This window comes from Streptomyces sp. NBRC 110611 (genome assembly GCF_001590865.1).
Classification (GTDB): Bacteria; Actinomycetota; Actinomycetes; order Streptomycetales; family Streptomycetaceae; genus Streptomyces.
In genome coordinates, this window is record NZ_BBUY01000008.1 from 197,611 (window position 1) to 213,097 (window position 15,487).

The following is a 15,487-nucleotide window of genomic DNA, read 5'->3' on the forward strand; positions in this document are numbered from 1 at the left end:
GATCCGCATCCCCGCCAGGTCGGCCAATTGGGGGGATTTATTCGAACGTTTATTTTATTTGTGGGGTGTGCCCGGGGCGGTGGGTTTCTCTCGGTGCCAGCGGCTGAGCAGCCCCTCGGGCACCTCTTCCGCGGTGAGCGCGAAAACCGCGTGGTCACGCCAGGCGCCGTCGATGTGCAGGTAGCGGGGGCGGATGCCTTCTTCGCGGAAGCCCAGTTTTTCGACCACTCGGCGACTGGGGGTGTTTTCCGGCCGAATGCAGACTTCGATGCGGTGGAGACCGACGGTACGGAAGCAGTGGTCGACGGCGAGCGCGACGGCCGTCGGGATGACGCCACGGCCGGCCACTTCCCGGTCGACCCAGTAACCGATATGGCCGGAACACATGGAGCCCCAGGTGATACCGGCGACCGTCAGTTGTCCGGCGAGCCGGCCCCGGAATTCGACGACGAAGGGGAGCATCCGGCCGGCGTGTGCCTCGGCGCGCAGATGGCGGACCATCTGGCGGTACGTCGGGCGGTGCGGCGGGACGAGGCCGGGCGGGGGCGGCGGGACGGTGGCTTCCCACGGGCGCAGCCAGTCGCGGTTGCGGCGGTTGACCTCGAGCCAGGCCCGCTGGTCGCGCAGCTTTATCGGGCGGAGGGTGACCTCACCGTCCGTCAGGACCACCGGCCAGGGCGCGTTCAGCTCGGGCTCCCGGAGGGGCGGGGATGGTCGCCGCCGCGGACCTGGTCGACCGCGTGGACCAGCAGTCGTCCGAGGACCGCGAGGCCGTCGCGGACGCCGCCGCTGGAGCCGGGGAGGTTGATGATCAGAGTCGTACCGGCGACGCCGGCCAGGCCGCGGGAGAGGGCGGCGGTGGGGACCTTGGCCAGTCCCTCGGCGCGGATCGCCTCGGCGATGCCCGGGATCTCGTAGTCCAGGAGGCGGCGGGTGGCCTCGGGGGTGCGGTCGGTGGGCGAGAGGCCGGTACCGCCGGTGGTGAGGATGACGGCGTAGTGGCCGGAGCCGACGGCCTGGCGGAGGGCGGCTTCCACGGGGTCGCCGTCCGGGACGACCTGGGGGCCGTCGACCTCGAAGCCCAGGGCCGTGAGGCCCTCCGCGAGCAGCGGGCCGCCCTTGTCCGGGTAGACGCCGGCCGCGGCGCGGTTGGAGGCGGTGACGACCAGGGCCCGGGCCTCGCTCATGACCGGCTCCCGCCCGACCCGCTCCCGCCCGGCCGGCTCTGGTCCAGGCTCTGGTCCGGCCGGCTCTGGTCCGGCCGCTGCCAGTCGCCGGACTTGCCGCCGGTCTTCTCCTCGACGCGCACATCGGAGATCACCGCGGCCTTGTCGACGGCCTTGACCATGTCGACGACGGTGAGGGCGGCGACCGAGACCGCGGTCAGCGCCTCCATTTCGACGCCGGTGCGGTCGGTGGTCCGGACCGTCGCGGTGATCTCGACGGCCTCGTCGGTGACGGCGAGGTCGACCGTGACGCCGGAGACGGCGAGCGGGTGGCAGAGCGGGATCAGTTCGGGGGTGCGCTTGGCGCCCATGATGCCGGCGATCCGGGCGGTGGCCAGGGCGTCGCCCTTGGGCAGGCCGTCACCCCGCAGCAACGCGATGACCTGCGGCGATACCAGGACCCGGCCACGGGCTCGGGCGGTTCGGGCGGTGACGTCCTTCGCCGAGACGTCGACCATCCGGGCCGCGCCCGCCGCGTCGAGATGGGTGAGGTGCTGCTGGCCGCTGCTCATCGTTCTCCCGGTCGAAACTGCCGCCTGTGGGACGACACCGTACCCCCGGCGGCCCCGGGCCACCCGGCGGGTGCACTGGTGCGCAGTCCGCGGCCCGTTTCTTCTGAAGTCCCTGGCCTATGAAGCCTGGCCGATGAAGCCCCTGGCCGATGAAGTCCCTAGCCGAGCGGGAGGACGTCGACGGTTTCGCCCGGGGGAATGTCGGTGGTGTCCTCGGGGACAACGATCAGGGCGTCGGCCTGTGCCATGGCCGTGATCAGGTGGGAGCCGGCGCCGCCGACCGGGGTGACCGTGCCGGCGGCGGGGTCGTACGAGCCGCGCAGGAACTGCCGCTTGCCCGGGGGCGAGGAGGCGATGGCGGCGGTGAGCCGGGCGGGGGCGGTTGGGCGGTGGACGTCCGGCAGGCCCATCAGGGCGCGGATGACGGGGCGGACGAACAGCTCGAAGGAGACGTACGAGCTGACGGGGTTCCCGGGCAGCGCGAGCAGCGGGATGCGGTCGGGCCCGACCAGGCCGAAGCCCTGGGGCTTGCCGGGCTGCATGGCGAGCCTGCGGAACGCGACCCGGCCCTCGGCGGCGAGGGTCTCCTTGACGACGTCGTACGCGCCGACGCTGACGCCGCCGCTGGTGACCAGGACGTCGGCCCGGGCGAACTGGTCCTCCAGCGTGGCGCGGAGGATCTCGGCGTCGTCGGCGACCGCGCCGACCCGGTAGGCGATGGCGCCGGCGGCGCGGGCCGCGGCGGTCAGCTGGAAGCTGTTGGAGTCGTGGATCTGGCCGGGGCCCAACGCCTCGCCGGGCTGGACCAGTTCGCTGCCGGTGGACATCACCACGACCCGGGGACGGGGGCGCACCCGGACCGTGCCGCGGCCGAGGGCGGCGAGCAGGCCGATCTGGGAGGGGCCGAGGACCGTGCCGGCGGTGAGGGCCCGCTCGCCCTCGTGGACATCGCTGCCGCGGGCGCGGATGTGGGCGCCGGCGGCGGCCGGGCGGTGGACGCGTACCCGGCCGCCGGCGTCCTGGGGCGCGGCGCTGTGGGCACGCATCGCGGCGGCCGGCCCCCGGCCCGTACCGCCGTCGGTCCATTCGACGGGGACGACCGCCTCGGCGCCGGGCGGGACGGGGGCGCCGGTCATGATCCGGGCGGCCTGGCCGGGGCCGACCTCGGGCAGCTCGCCGCTGCCGGCCGCGACATCGCCGAGGACGGTGAGGGTGACGGGGGAGGCCTCGGTCGCGGCCGCCACATCGGCCACCCGGACGGCGTAGCCGTCCATGGAGCTGTTGTCGAAGGGCGGCAGCGCGACGGCGACCGTGATCTCCTCGACCAGGGCGCAGCCCTGGGCCTCGAGGAGGGGCAGTTCGATCGGCTCCAGGGGGGCGACCGTGGACAGTACGTCGTCGAGGTGCTCGGCCACCGACCAGACGCGGTCCTGGTGGCCGGCCCGGCCGGTGGCGTCGTTCAACGTCTACATCTCCTCGGTGACGTAACTGCGCAGCCAGGCCCGGAAGTCCGGGCCCAGGTCCTCACGTTCGCATGCCAGTCTGACAATGGCACGCAGATAATCACCACGGTCGCCGGTGTCGTAACGGCGGCCCTTGAAGACCACGCCGTGCACCGGGCCGCCCAGGGAGGGGTCGGCGGCCAGGGAGTGCAGGGCGTCGGTGATCTGGATCTCGCCGCCCCGGCCCGGCTCGGTCTTGCGGAGCACGTCGAAGACGGCCGGGGGGAGGATGTAGCGGCCGATGATGGCGAGGTTGCTGGGGGCCTCGGCCGGGTCGGGCTTCTCGACCAGGTCGGAGACCTCGACCACATCGTCGTCACCGGTGGGGAGGGCGGCCGCGCAGCCGTAGAGGTGGATCTGCGCCGGGTCGACCTCCATGAGGGCGATGACGGAACCGCCGTACTGCTCCTGGACCTCGATCATGCGCTGGAGGAGCGGGTCCCGGGGGTCGATCAGGTCGTCGCCGAGGAGGACCGCGAACGGCTGGTCGCCCACGTGGGGCGCGGCGCACAGGATGGCATGGCCCAGGCCCTTGGGGTTGCCCTGGCGCACGTAGTGGATGGTCGCCAGATCGCTGGACTCCTCCACCTTGGCGAGGCGGGTGTCGTCGCCCTTGCGGTGCAGGGCCTCTTCGAGTTCGTAGTTGCGGTCGAAGTGGTCCTCTAGGGGGCGCTTGTTGCGGCCGGTCACCATCAGGACGTCGGAGAGTCCGGCGGCGGCCGCCTCCTCCACCACGTACTGGATGGCGGGCTTGTCGACGACGGGGAGCATCTCCTTGGGCGTGGCCTTGGTGGCAGGCAGGAACCTGGTGCCGAGGCCGGCTGCCGGGATGACAGCCTTGCTGATCCGTGCGTGCGATGGGGTCATGCGCGACACCCTAACCGGCGCTCTCGGAACGATGATGGGGGTTCCGTCAGGCCGCGATCAGGCCGCGGTCAGGCCGTGACAACAGAGCGGGAGCAGGGCCCGAAGTGAGCATCGCACACGAAAGAAAGCGCAGGTTGCGGCGGGATCTCCTGGAGGTGAGGAGATCGTTGCCGCCGGATGTCGTCGCGGCGGCGGGGGAGGCGCTGGCCCGGCGGGTGCTGGATCTGGAGGAGCTGGCTCCGTACACCGCTCCCCCGGGCACGCGCCCGGACACTCCCCCGACGGTCGCCGCGTATGTGTCCATCGGCGGTGAGCCGTCCACCCGGGCGCTGCTGGACCGGCTGCGCGCGGCCGGGGTGCGGGTGCTGCTGCCGGTGCTGCTGCCGGACAACGATCTGGACTGGGCGCTCTACGAAGGCGCCGACCGCCTCGTACGCGCCGGCTGGGGGCTGTTGGAGCCCGCCGGGGAGCGGCTGACGCCGCAGGCGGTCACCGCGGCGGATGTGGTGCTGCTGCCGGGGCTGGCGGTGGACCGCGGCGGGCTGCGGCTGGGGCGCGGCGGCGGCTCGTACGACCGGGTGCTGGAGCGGCTGGCGCAGAGCGGCGCCAGCACGTCGCTGGTGGTGCTGCTGTACGACGCGGAGCTGCTGGCGGAGGTGCCGGCCGAGCCGCACGACCGGCCCGTCCACGCCGCGGTGACGCCGTCGGCGGTGCACCGCTTCCGGCACCGGCCGGGCGGCTGATCCACGGAGACCGACGGAGATCGGGGAGATCGACGGAGAACCGGGGGGGGGGAGGGACAACGCCGTCGGGCCGGCCGGAAGGTCTCCGGCCGGCCCGATGGCATCACCTGCGGGTGCGGTGCGGCAGCGCTACCGCACTACGGCGACAGCGTCAGCGTGTCCTTGCCGTTCTTCTTGACGGCCTGCTCGCTGAACGCCCAGCCCAGCAGCTCGCCCTTGGCCCACTTGTCGGTCTGGTCGCTGTAGTGGGCGTGGTACGCGTGCCCGGACGCGCCCGTGAGGTTGATCCAGCGGGACTTGTCGAGGTCGGCGAGGTTGACGACCATCCGCATCGACGGCACCCAGGTGACCTTGTAGCCGCCGGCCGCGTTCCAGCCGGTGGCGTCGACCGCGGCCTCACCGCCGCCGAGGTTCCACGGACCCCGGTTGAACAGACCCTGCAGTATGCCGGGCCCGTCCGTGCCCAGGGTCTGGTTGTTCAGGAACAGCTGGTGCAGCCGGCCCCAGCTCCAGTTGTCGATGTTCTTGCCCAGCTTGGAGGTCAGCTCGTAGCGGGCGTCCTTCATGGCGTGCGCGAGGAGCTGGTCGCGGTTCTTGTCGCCGGGGCTGCCGGGCCGGTCCTCGGTCTTCCACCAGGCGTTGCCGGGGTCGTCGAGGATGTTCCGGACGACCTCGTACCAGCGGTCGCCGCCGTCGGGCTGGGCGGTGTCGCCGGCCCGCTCGCCGCACTCGCGGACGTACTTGTCGTTCTCGTCGGCGGGGCCGGTCTCGTCGGCCGGCCGGACCGTGAGGCACTCGCCCTTGACCCGCAGCTCCTTGGGCATCTTGTCGCCGAAGGCCAGCTGGAGGGTGTTGCGCCAGACCGCGTTGAAGTACGCGGCCGCGGCGGAGTCGGGCTCCTGGGTGAAGTCCCAGCCCTCCAGCAGCTGCTGGGCCTCGCGGACGTAGGGGTCCTTGATGTCGATCTTCATCAGGTAGGGCGTCAGCAGCCGGGCGATCTCGCTGCTGTTGTCCTTCTGGAAGGTCTGCATGTCGTCCGTGGAGACCTTGCCGCCGTCCTTGATCTTCGACTGGATCAGGTCGTTGATCCGCTGGCTGCGGGAGCCGTAGCCCCAGTCCTTGGTGATCAGGTACGGGTACTTCTCGTCGGTGACGGCCTGGTTGGCGGTGACGATGTAGCCGCGCTCGGGGTTGTACTCGTACGGCAGGGCGTTCTGCGGGATGGAGCCCTTCCACTGGTAGCGCGGGTCCCAGCCGGGCGCCGGGTAGGTGCCGTCGAAGTGGCCGTCGCCCTTGCCGCGGACCGGGATCCGGCCGGGCGCCTGGTAGCCGATGTTGCCCTTGGTGTCGGCGTAGATCAGGTTCTGGGAGGGCACCTCGAAGTGCTCGGCGGCCTTGCGGAAGCTCGTCCAGTCCGCGGCGCGGTTGAGCTCGAAGACGGCGTCCATGGACCGGCCGGGGTCCAGCGCGGTCCAGCGCAGGGACACCGCGTAGCCGTCGCCGCGGTCCGGTGCGGCGTTGCCGACCGGCGCGTTCTTGCCGACGTCGCCGAGCTCGTGGTCGCGGTCGGAGACGATCGGCCCGTTCGCGGTGGCGCGGACGGTGATCGTACGGCTCTCACCGCCGGCGACCTTGATCGTCTCCTTGCGCGTGGTGAAGGGGCGCTGCTTGCCGTCGTAGAGGTACCCGTTGGCGCTGAGCTTCTCCAGGTAGAGGTCGGTGACGTCGGCACCCAGGTTGGTCATGCCCCAGGAGATGTCCTTGTTGTGACCGATGATGACGCCCGGCATACCGGAGAAGGTGAAGCCGGAGACGTCGTAGCCGCACTTGGGGCCGGTGGTACGGCAGTGCAGGCCCATCTGGTACCAGAGCGAGGGCATCTGCGGGGCCAGGTGCGGGTCGTTGGCGAGCAGCGGCTTGCCGGTGGTGGTGTGCGCGCCGGAGACGACCCAGGAGTTGGAGCCGATGCCGTTGCCGTTGGGGCCGAGCAGCGCCGGGACCTCCCCGAGGGTCTTGGACAGCGCGGACAGCTGTGCCTGCACTCCGCCGATCGCACCGGGGGCGCCCGCGGGCGCCGTCGCGCCGGACGACTTCTTGGGCGTGAACTCCTTGCCGGCCGGGTCGACGGTGCCGCCGTCGACGATCGGCCGGTTCCGCTTGTACGGGTACGCCGGGTAGAGCTCCGCGATCTGCTCCGGCGTGAAGCGGCTGGTCATCAGGGAGCGGTCGATCTCCTGCTGCATATTGCCGCGCAGGTCCCAGGCCATCGCCTTGAGCCAGGCCACCGAGTCGACCGGCGTCCACTGCTCCGGCTTGTAGTCGTTCTCCAGGTTCAGCGCCGCGTACTCCAGGGACAGCTCCGAGCCCTCGTGGTCCTTGAGGTAGGCGTTGACACCGGCCGAGTAGGCCTGGAGGTACTTCTTGGTGCCGGGCGACAGCTTGGTGTCGTACTCCTGCTGCGCCACGCGGTGCCAGCCGAGGGTGCGCAGGAAGGAGTCCGTCTTGACCTGGCTCTTGCCGAACATCTCCGAGAGCCGGCCGGCGGTCATATGGCGCCGGACGTCCATCTCCCAGAAGCGGTCCTGGGCCTGGACGTAGCCCTGGGCGCGGAAGAGGTCCTCGTCGGTGTCGGCGTAGATCTGCGGGATGCCGTTGGCGTCGCGCACCACGTCCACCGGGTTGCTCAGGCCCGGGAGCTTGAGCGAGCCGGTGGTCTGCGGGAAGGAGGCGCGGGCGGTGCTGACTCCCCAGAACGCGCCCAGGCCGACACCCGCCACGAGCAGCAGCGCGACGGTGATGGCTACGAGGCGGCCGCGGCGCCCCTTCTTCCTGGGAACCGGTCCGGACTTGTTGGCGGGCATCTCTGTCCTTCGAGGGGCAGGGTGGGAGTGCTGGAGCAACCATAGGCGCACGGGTTTGCCGACCCCTACGCGGAGTCACCGCCAGCACATCCAACTTTCAAGCAATGGTAAATTGTTAGTCTCAGTAACTAGATACGGTAAGGAAAGACCCCCTCCGGAAAGATCCTCGGAAAGCCCCTCGGAACGACCATCTCCGGCCCACCGCCCGGCCGCGCGCGAGGAAGGACCAGCTCCTGACTGTCGACCACCTCAACCAACTCCTGCTGATCTGCTCGCTCGTCCTGCTCAGCGCAGTCGCCGCAGTACGGCTCTCCTCGCGCAGCGGGCTCCCCAGCCTGCTCATCTACCTGGGGATAGGCGTCGCCATAGGCCAGGACGGCCTCGGCGGCATCGTCTTCGACAACGCCGAGCTGACCCAGGTCCTCGGCTATGCCGCGCTGGTCGTGATCCTCGCCGAAGGCGGTCTGGGCACCAAGTGGAAAGAGATCAAACCGGCACTGCCCCGGGCTGCCGCGCTCTCGACGGTCGGCGTCGCGGTGAGCGTGGGGGTCACCGCGGCCGGCGCGCACTATCTGGCCGGACTTGAATGGCGGCAGGCGCTGCTGATCGGTGCCGTGGTCTCCTCCACGGACGCCGCGGCCGTCTTCTCCGTCCTGCGCAGCGTGCGCCTGCCGGGCCGTCTGACGGGTGTGCTGGAGGCCGAGTCCGGCTTCAACGACGCCCCCGTCGTGATCCTCGTCGTCGCCTTCTCCACCGCCGGACCGGTCGAGCACTGGTACCTCCTGCTCGCCGACATCGCCCTGGAGCTGGCCATCGGCGCCGCCATCGGCCTGGCCATCGGGTGGCTCGGCGCGTACGGCATGCGGCATGTGGCGCTGCCCGCCTCCGGTCTCTACCCGATCGCCGTGATGGCCATCGCGGTCTCCGCGTACGCGGCCGGCGCACTGGCGCACGGCTCCGGCTTCCTCGCCGTCTACCTGGCCGCGATGGTCCTCGGCAACGCCAAACTGCCGCACGCGCCGGCCACCCGCGGCTTCGCCGAGGGCCTCGGCTGGATCGGCCAGATCGGGATGTTCGTGCTGCTGGGCCTGCTGGCGACCCCGCACAAGCTGCTCGGCGACGTCGTTCCGGCGCTGATCATCGGCCTGATCCTGACGGTCGTGGCCCGGCCGGTGTCCGTCCTCACCTCGCTGCTGCCCTTCCGGGTGCCCTGGCAGGAGAAGGCCCTGCTGTCGTGGGCCGGGCTGCGCGGCGCGGTCCCGATCGTGCTGGCCACCATCCCGATGGTGAACGACGTCCCCGGCAGCGAGACGGTCTTCAACATCGTCTTCGTCCTGGTCGTCGTCTACACCTTCGTCCAGACGCCGACCCTGCCCTGGCTGGCCAGGCGGCTGCGGCTGGGCGAGGGCGAGGAGGCCGCCGACCTGGGCATCGAGTCCGCCCCTCTGGAGCGGCTGCGCGGCCACCTGCTCTCGACGTCCATCGGCCCCAGCTCCCGTATGCACGGCGTCGAGGTCGGTGAGCTGCGGATGCCCAAGGGCGCCGCGGTCACCCTCGTCGTACGGGACGGCTCCAGCTTCGTGCCCTCCCCCTCGACGGTTCTGCGGCATGGTGACGAGCTGCTGGTCGTCGCCACGGATCCGGTGCGCGACACCGCCGAGCGGCGGCTGCAGGCGGTCTCCCGGGGCGGCAAGCTGGCCGGCTGGCTGGGGACGGACGGCGCAGCGGGGCGGCGGGTCCGGCGGCACGGGGGACGGTGAGGGCGGCGGGTCCGGCGGCACGGGGGACGGTGAGGGCGGCGGGTCCGGCGGCACGGGGGACGGTGAGGGCGGCGGGTCCGGCGGCACGGGGACTGTGAAGGTGCCGGGCGTGAGCGGCGCGGGCGCGGGCGCGCGCCCAGGAATACCAAGGGATATCAAGGGAATTTACGTAAAGCCCTGCCCAATCCCAGGCCATTACTTGCGCCCGGCCTGTAGTATGCAGAGCGAACACGTTGAACCAACTCTGCCTGATGCAGAGCTGGCGCGACCGCTCGGCGGCCGCGGTCCCCTGCCACACGCAGCCACCTCTCGGGGTGCGGACCACGCGGTATCACTCGGTCCTGCGCGAGAGGACAGCTCTCGGCGCGCACCCGTGACGACCTCGCGGGCGGTGCGCTACCAGGCGGCAGAAAGGCCGGCCGTGGCATCCGCGGTCAAGGAATCCCGTCCCGGATACGGACAACTGCTCCGCACCCCTGGTGCCTGGACATTCCTGCTGCCCGGCTTCCTGGCCCGGCAGCCCTTCGCGATGCTGACGATCAGCATCGTGCTGCTCGTCGAGTCCACCACCGGCTCCTACGGCACCGCGGGCGCGGTGTCCGCCGCGACCGGTATCTCGATGGCCCTGTTCGCCCCGCAGTGCGGCAAGCTCGCCGACCGCTTCGGCCAGCGCGCGGTGCTGATCCCCGGCGTACTGGTGCACGCCGTCGGCGTCTCGGCGCTGATCGCGCTGGCCCTGGCGCACGCCCCCCTGTGGGCGCTGTTCGCCGTCGCGATCCCCACAGGAGCTTCGACCCCGCAGGTCGGCCCGATGGTGCGGGCCCGCTGGGCCGCCCGGCTCGGCGGCAGCCCCCTGATGCCCACGGCCGCCGCCTTCGAGTCGGTCACCGACGAGTTCACCTTCGTCGTCGGCCCCGTACTGGCCACCGCGCTGTGCACCGGCGTCCACCCGGCGGCCGGTCTGGTCGCCGAGGCCGCGCTGACGGTGGCCGGCGGGCTGCTGTTCGCCACGCAGAAGCGCAGCCAGCCGCCGGTGCACCGGGCCGGGTCCGGCGACAAGCCGCGCGTCTCGGCGCTGTCGGTGCCCGGTGTCCGCGTGCTGATCGCCGCGTTCCTCGGCATCGGCGCCGTCTTCGGCGGTATGCAGGTCTCCCTGACGGCACTCACCCAGCACATCGGGCAGCCCGGCATCAACGGCGTCCTCTACGGGATCTTCGCGGGCGGCAACATGCTCGCCGGTATCGCGTGCGGCGCGATCGCCTGGAAGATCGGCCCGCGGCGCCGGCTGCTGACCGCCTACGGGCTGCTGGCGCTGGCCACCACCCCGCTGTGGGCGGTCACCTCGGTTCCGCTGCTGGGCGCCGTCGGCCTGCTCGTCGGCCTGTGCATCGCGCCCGCCCTGATCACCGGCTACACGCTCGTCGACTCCCTGGTCCCGGCCACCGCCCGCACCGAGGCCTTCACCTGGCTGACCGGCTCGGTCGCGCTCGGCCAGGCGGCCGCCGCCACCTCCGCCGGCCAGCTGGCGGACCGCTTCGGACCGAGCACCGGCTTCCTGGTGCCGCTGGCCGGTACGGCGCTGGCATTCGCCGTACTGCTGACGCTCCGCGCCCGCCTGGTACCGCACTCCTCGACCGTGATCGCCTCCCATGGCGGCGCCGCCGAGGCCCCGGCCACCGGACCGGAGGACCGGGAACGGGCACAGCAGCTGGCGGGCAGCTGACGCGGACGACCGGGCCGGACAGGGACGACCGGGCCGGACGGAGCGGACGTGGCCGACGTGGAGTCGGTCACCGTACGCCGGTCGCGGTGGACTGACGGGCCGGAATACTGCAAGATGGAGCGTCGTTAGCACTCATCGAGTGAGAGTGCCAGGAGGAAGTCAAGTGCCGACCTACCAGTACCAGTGCACCGAGTGCGGCGAGGGCCTCGAGGCGGTGCAGAAGTTCACCGACGACGCGCTCACGGAGTGCCCCAGCTGCAACGGACGCCTCAAGAAGGTGTTCTCCGCGGTCGGCATCGTCTTCAAGGGCTCCGGCTTCTACCGCAACGACAGCCGCGGCTCGTCGTCCAGCAGCAGCCCCGCGAAGAGCTCCTCCTCGTCGAACACGTCGTCCTCCTCGGACTCCGGCTCGTCCGGCTCCTCGTCGAGCAGCTCCGACGCCAAGTCGTCCACCTCGTCCGCGGCGTCCTCCAGCAGCACGGCGAGCACCAGCTCCGCGGCCTGAGCCGCACCCCGTACACACGCTCCACCAGGCCCCGCCGTCAGCTGACGGCGGGGCCTGGTGCGCTGACGGCCGGGCGCCGGGAAATCTCCGCGGGAGATATGGGAGACATCTGCGGGAGGCATCCGCCCTGGTGGATCACCCGCTAGTGTGGCCGCCATGGCTGACGCGCAGATAGGTGTCATCGGCGGCTCGGGCTTCTACTCCTTCCTCGACGACGTGACCGAGATCACGGTCGATACCCCCTACGGCGCCCCCAGCGACTCGCTGTTCCTCGGCGAGATCGCCGGCCGCCAGGTCGCCTTCCTGCCCCGGCACGGCCGCGGCCACCACCTCCCGCCGCACCGCATCAACTACCGCGCCAACCTGTGGGCCCTGCGCTCGCTCGGCGTGCGCCAGGTCCTCGGCCCGTGCGCGGTCGGCGGGCTGCGCCCGGAGTACGGCCCCGGCACGCTGCTGATCCCCGACCAGCTCGTGGACCGCACCAAAACCCGCGCACAGACGTACTTCGACGGCGTACCGCTGCCGGGCGGGGACACCCCCAACGTCGTCCACCTCACCTTCGCCGACCCGTACTGCCCGGTCGGCCGCCAGGCCGCGCTCGCCGCGGCCCGCGGCCGCGACTGGGAGCCGGTCGACGGCGGCACCCTCGTCGTCATCGAGGGCCCCCGCTTCTCGACCCGTGCCGAATCGCGCTGGCACGCCGCCCAGGGCTGGTCGGTGGTCGGCATGACCGGCCACCCCGAGGCCGTCCTGGCGCGCGAACTGAGCCTGTGCTACACGTCGTTGACGCTGGTCACCGACCTGGACGCGGGCACCGAGACCGGCGACGGCGTCTCCCACGAGGAGGTGCTGAGGGTCTTCTCCCAGAACGTCGGCCGGCTGCGCGAGGTCCTCTTCGACGCGGTCGCCGCCCTCCCCGACAACGTGGACCGCAACTGCCTCTGCGCCGACGCCCACGCCGGCTGGGACCTGGGCATCGAGCTCCCGTAGCCGTCTCGCTCCCCCTCAGCCGCCCTGGCCGTCCTGGGCGCTCCCACAGCCGTCCTGGGCGCTCCCGCAGGCCGCCCTGATTGCCTGGCATCCCCCTCCCGGGTGACCGAGTTATCCACAACGGCGGGGGCATCCACAGCCCTGAGCGGTCGCGAGCGAACTACGGCACGGTGGTGATCGCCAGTTCGCCCGATCACCACTCCAAGGCGGTGACCACATGCCCATGCCCATGCCCCGGCCCATGTCCATGCCCCTGCCGCTCCCCCCGCCCCTGCCCCACACCCCGCCGGACGCCCTCGCCTCCCTCGCCTCCCTCCCCCTCCCCACGCCTCCTCGATGTGAAGTGCCCCACTTCGCCCCAGTGCGGGCGGGCAGCGGCAGACTGCACTGGGTACGCGCCGCACGACGGCGGATGCTGACCGCCGGACTCGCGCTGACCGCCGCAGCGCTGGCCGGCGTCGCCTCGTACGGTGCCGTACGAACCCCGCCCGCCGCAGGCTGCCCGTCGATGGCGACGCCAGGAGGGCGGTGACCATGCCCCAAGATCAAGTGGCTTCTCTCCGTACGCCGGGCCACACTGCTGCGGGTGGCGGGGCACCCGCGCGCCGACGAGGGCGCGCCCGCCGCGCCGGTACCGCCGGCCCCCTCTCCCCCACCCACCGGACGTACCGACCCCACTCCGTCCGCACGATCCGCACGATCCGCACGATCTGCACCGACGCTCCGGACGATCGCCGGTTCGGTTCGCGCGGCTGGACAGCTCCGCCCCGCCCTGCCGTATGTTGCGGTGCCGACTGTCGCGGCACCGGTCGTCGCGGTATGGATCGTGGCGGTGCCGGTCATCGCGGTACCGGTCGTCAACGCACCGTCTGTCGGTGCACCGTCCCCAGTAAGCATGGAAAGAGGCTGTCAGGTGAGCGAGAGCAAGGGTGTCCTGCAGGGATTCAAGGAATTCCTGATGCGGGGCAACGTCATCGAGCTGGCGGTCGCCGTCGTGGTCGGCGCGGCGTTCACCAACATCGTGAACTCCGTGGTCAAGGGCGTCATCAACCCGATCGTCGGTGCCCTCGGCTCCCAGAACCTCGACAACTACAAGGCCTGCCTCACCACCTGCCACACGGACAAGAAGACGGGCGCGTTCACCGACGGCATCTACATCCTCTGGGGCTCGGTGCTCAGCGCCGCTCTGACGTTCCTGATCACCGCCGCGGTCGTCTACTTCCTCATGATCCTTCCGATGAACAAGTGGAAGCAGCGCCAGGAGGCCAAGAAGCCGGTCGACAACACCCCCCTGCCCCCGACCGAGGTCGAGCTGCTCACCGAGATCCGCGACGCACTGCTCGCCCAGCGCAACGGCTCACTCACCTCCACCAGGGGCACCATCGGCGTCCAGAAGACGCAGGAGTAGCGGGCACCGGCAGACGGCACAAGCAGCCGCCCCGGCGCCTCGCTCAGAGGTGGTGGGGCGGCTTTTCGTCGAGGAAGCGGGCGAGATCGCCGGCACTGTCACCGCCGGCCGGGCGTTCGCCCCAGCCCCGATCGGTGTCGTCGGACGACCGCTGGCTCAACGGATCGTCGAAGATCAGACGCGCGGCGGACGCGGACGCCGGGCGCGCGGGGGCAACGACCTTGCCGCCCTCGGCACCGCACTCAGCGTCTCCCGGGGAGGCCGGAACGGCCTCGACGGCCTGGGCGGCCGGTGGGGCAGCCGGTGAGGTCGCCTGGGGCTCGGCGGCCGGCTCGGATTCACGGGTGGTGCTCACGCCTCCAGGGTACGGGCGGACGCCCCCGACACCGGTACGACGGCCCCGCCACCGGAACGGCATAGCCCCACTGCACTCCGACAGCAGAGGCCACCGCACTCTTTCAGCCGCAGCTCAGCCGCCTGCGCCATCCCCTCCCCGTACCAGCCGCATCATCCGCGTCAGCCGGATCAATGGCATCATCAGCGGCTTTTGTCGTGGGTGGGTATGGGGTGCGGTCGCTGATCGACACGCGGCCGGGTCGGCGGACTCTGGGAGCCGTGACCGCGCCGACGCGGACGGCTGCGCTCGGTGCCGGGCAGGGGATGCCGGGCGTGAGCGTGCTCGTCGGGAGCCATGGGACCGCACCTTCCTGTTCCGGGTACCCACACAGCGCTGCGACACGGATCCACGCTAGGCGACGCCGCGACTTATGGCCCGTTTTGCGGACTTAGTGAGTGAAGGCCCCCATATTGAGGTCAGCAGCGGTCAGCTGTTCCCCGTACCGGCCAGCGCCTCATGCCACCACAGATCGCGCCCCGGCTTCCAGGACACCGGCCGCGAGCACCGGTTCACCACCAGCACCGACCGCTTCGGCGCGCCCCCCGCGGCCGCACCTCGCGCCAGCGCATGGTCGAGCACCGCCTTCACCGGCCGTACGGCCCCGTCCCAGAACGCCGCATCCGCCGTGATGACCACCCGGGCGTCCGACTCGCGGGTCCGCGCGACCAGTTCGGGCACGGTGAGCGACACCGGCAGAGTGGTACGTATCGCGTCCAGCCGCCCGCAGGCGAGCGTGGCGATCACCGACTCGGGCACCAGGGGGAGGTGCACCGCGACCCGGTCACCGGCCCGCACACCGAGCCGGGCGAGGGCGGCGGCAGCACGTTCGGCCTGGTCGAGAAGCATGCCGTGCGTCAGTTCTTCCAGCCGCCCCGGCTCTCCGTTCCAGGTGAGGGCGATGCGGGACGCTTCCGGCTCTTGAACTTGCCAGGCGTTATCGGCAACATGATCTGAGGTCACACGGCGCAACATGCGGACCAGCATGAAGATCGC

The 15,487-nt window shown here is 71.5% G+C and carries 15 protein-coding genes; 7 read left to right on the forward strand and 8 right to left on the reverse strand.

Translation table 11 applies throughout. The annotated features are described in order from the left end of the window. Positions 1 to 54 precede the first annotated feature (54 nt). From AZE13_RS19490 to galU, 5 genes are all read right to left on the reverse strand, one after another. Positions 55 to 669 (reverse strand): GNAT family N-acetyltransferase, encoded by a 615-nt coding sequence (locus tag AZE13_RS19490; protein ID WP_066933199.1) that lies wholly within the window; start codon positions 667 to 669, stop codon positions 55 to 57. A 14-nt stretch (positions 670 to 683) separates the two neighbouring features. Further along, positions 684 to 1,187, reverse strand: a complete 504-nt coding sequence (locus AZE13_RS19495; RefSeq protein WP_066933202.1) for a molybdenum cofactor biosynthesis protein B — start codon at positions 1,185 to 1,187, stop codon at positions 684 to 686. Further along, the gene (gene moaC, locus AZE13_RS19500) at positions 1,184 to 1,738 is read right to left on the reverse strand and encodes a cyclic pyranopterin monophosphate synthase MoaC (protein ID WP_258527875.1); all 555 of its coding nucleotides are present in this window, start codon (positions 1,736 to 1,738) and stop codon (positions 1,184 to 1,186) included. Before moaC ends, AZE13_RS19495 begins: the two co-directional genes overlap by 4 nt. Positions 1,739 to 1,896: 158 nt before the next feature. After that, positions 1,897 to 3,201 (reverse strand): gephyrin-like molybdotransferase Glp, encoded by a 1,305-nt coding sequence (glp, locus tag AZE13_RS19505; protein ID WP_066933205.1) that lies wholly within the window; start codon positions 3,199 to 3,201, stop codon positions 1,897 to 1,899. A gap of 3 nt (positions 3,202 to 3,204) precedes the next feature. Continuing rightward, the gene (galU, locus tag AZE13_RS19510; protein ID WP_066933426.1) at positions 3,205 to 4,107 is read right to left on the reverse strand and encodes a UTP--glucose-1-phosphate uridylyltransferase GalU; all 903 of its coding nucleotides are present in this window, start codon (positions 4,105 to 4,107) and stop codon (positions 3,205 to 3,207) included. A 167-nt stretch (positions 4,108 to 4,274) separates the two neighbouring features. Here galU and AZE13_RS19515 point away from each other — a divergent pair, with 167 nt between their 5' ends. Continuing rightward, complete coding sequence (locus AZE13_RS19515) at positions 4,275 to 4,850, forward strand: 5-formyltetrahydrofolate cyclo-ligase (protein ID WP_066933208.1); 576 nt, start codon at positions 4,275 to 4,277, stop codon at positions 4,848 to 4,850. Positions 4,851 to 4,987: 137 nt separating this feature from the next. Here AZE13_RS19515 and AZE13_RS19520 read toward each other — a convergent pair whose 3' ends face one another. Beyond that, positions 4,988 to 7,711, reverse strand: a complete 2,724-nt coding sequence (locus tag AZE13_RS19520; RefSeq protein WP_066933211.1) for a penicillin acylase family protein — start codon at positions 7,709 to 7,711, stop codon at positions 4,988 to 4,990. Between the two features lie 233 nt (positions 7,712 to 7,944). Here AZE13_RS19520 and AZE13_RS19525 point away from each other — a divergent pair, with 233 nt between their 5' ends. The 6 genes from AZE13_RS19525 (at position 7,945) to mscL (ending at position 14,097) form a co-directional block, all read left to right on the forward strand. Continuing rightward, complete coding sequence (locus AZE13_RS19525) at positions 7,945 to 9,471, forward strand: potassium/proton antiporter (RefSeq protein ID WP_079124155.1); 1,527 nt, start codon at positions 7,945 to 7,947, stop codon at positions 9,469 to 9,471. 421 nt (positions 9,472 to 9,892) lie between these two features. Next, positions 9,893 to 11,194 (forward strand): MFS transporter, encoded by a 1,302-nt coding sequence (locus AZE13_RS19530; protein WP_066933429.1) that lies wholly within the window; start codon positions 9,893 to 9,895, stop codon positions 11,192 to 11,194. A 163-nt stretch (positions 11,195 to 11,357) separates the two neighbouring features. Then, positions 11,358 to 11,699 (forward strand): FmdB family zinc ribbon protein, encoded by a 342-nt coding sequence (locus tag AZE13_RS34180; protein ID WP_079124156.1) that lies wholly within the window; start codon positions 11,358 to 11,360, stop codon positions 11,697 to 11,699. A 156-nt stretch (positions 11,700 to 11,855) separates the two neighbouring features. Continuing rightward, on the forward strand, positions 11,856 to 12,689 hold the full coding sequence (locus tag AZE13_RS19535; RefSeq protein ID WP_066933432.1) for an S-methyl-5'-thioadenosine phosphorylase: 834 nt from the start codon (positions 11,856 to 11,858) through the stop codon (positions 12,687 to 12,689). A gap of 241 nt (positions 12,690 to 12,930) precedes the next feature. Beyond that, a complete protein-coding gene (locus AZE13_RS39060; protein ID WP_147264684.1) occupies positions 12,931 to 13,221 on the forward strand; it encodes a hypothetical protein in 291 nt (96 codons plus the stop codon). Positions 13,222 to 13,602: 381 nt separating this feature from the next. Continuing rightward, complete coding sequence (gene mscL / locus AZE13_RS19540) at positions 13,603 to 14,097, forward strand: large conductance mechanosensitive channel protein MscL (RefSeq protein WP_181690385.1); 495 nt, start codon at positions 13,603 to 13,605, stop codon at positions 14,095 to 14,097. Positions 14,098 to 14,140: 43 nt separating this feature from the next. Here mscL and AZE13_RS19545 read toward each other — a convergent pair whose 3' ends face one another. Further along, complete coding sequence (locus tag AZE13_RS19545) at positions 14,141 to 14,452, reverse strand: hypothetical protein (RefSeq protein WP_066933217.1); 312 nt, start codon at positions 14,450 to 14,452, stop codon at positions 14,141 to 14,143. A gap of 468 nt (positions 14,453 to 14,920) precedes the next feature. Next, the gene (locus AZE13_RS19550; RefSeq protein WP_079124174.1) at positions 14,921 to 15,466 is read right to left on the reverse strand and encodes an AMP-binding protein; all 546 of its coding nucleotides are present in this window, start codon (positions 15,464 to 15,466) and stop codon (positions 14,921 to 14,923) included. Positions 15,467 to 15,487: the final 21 nt, after the last annotated feature.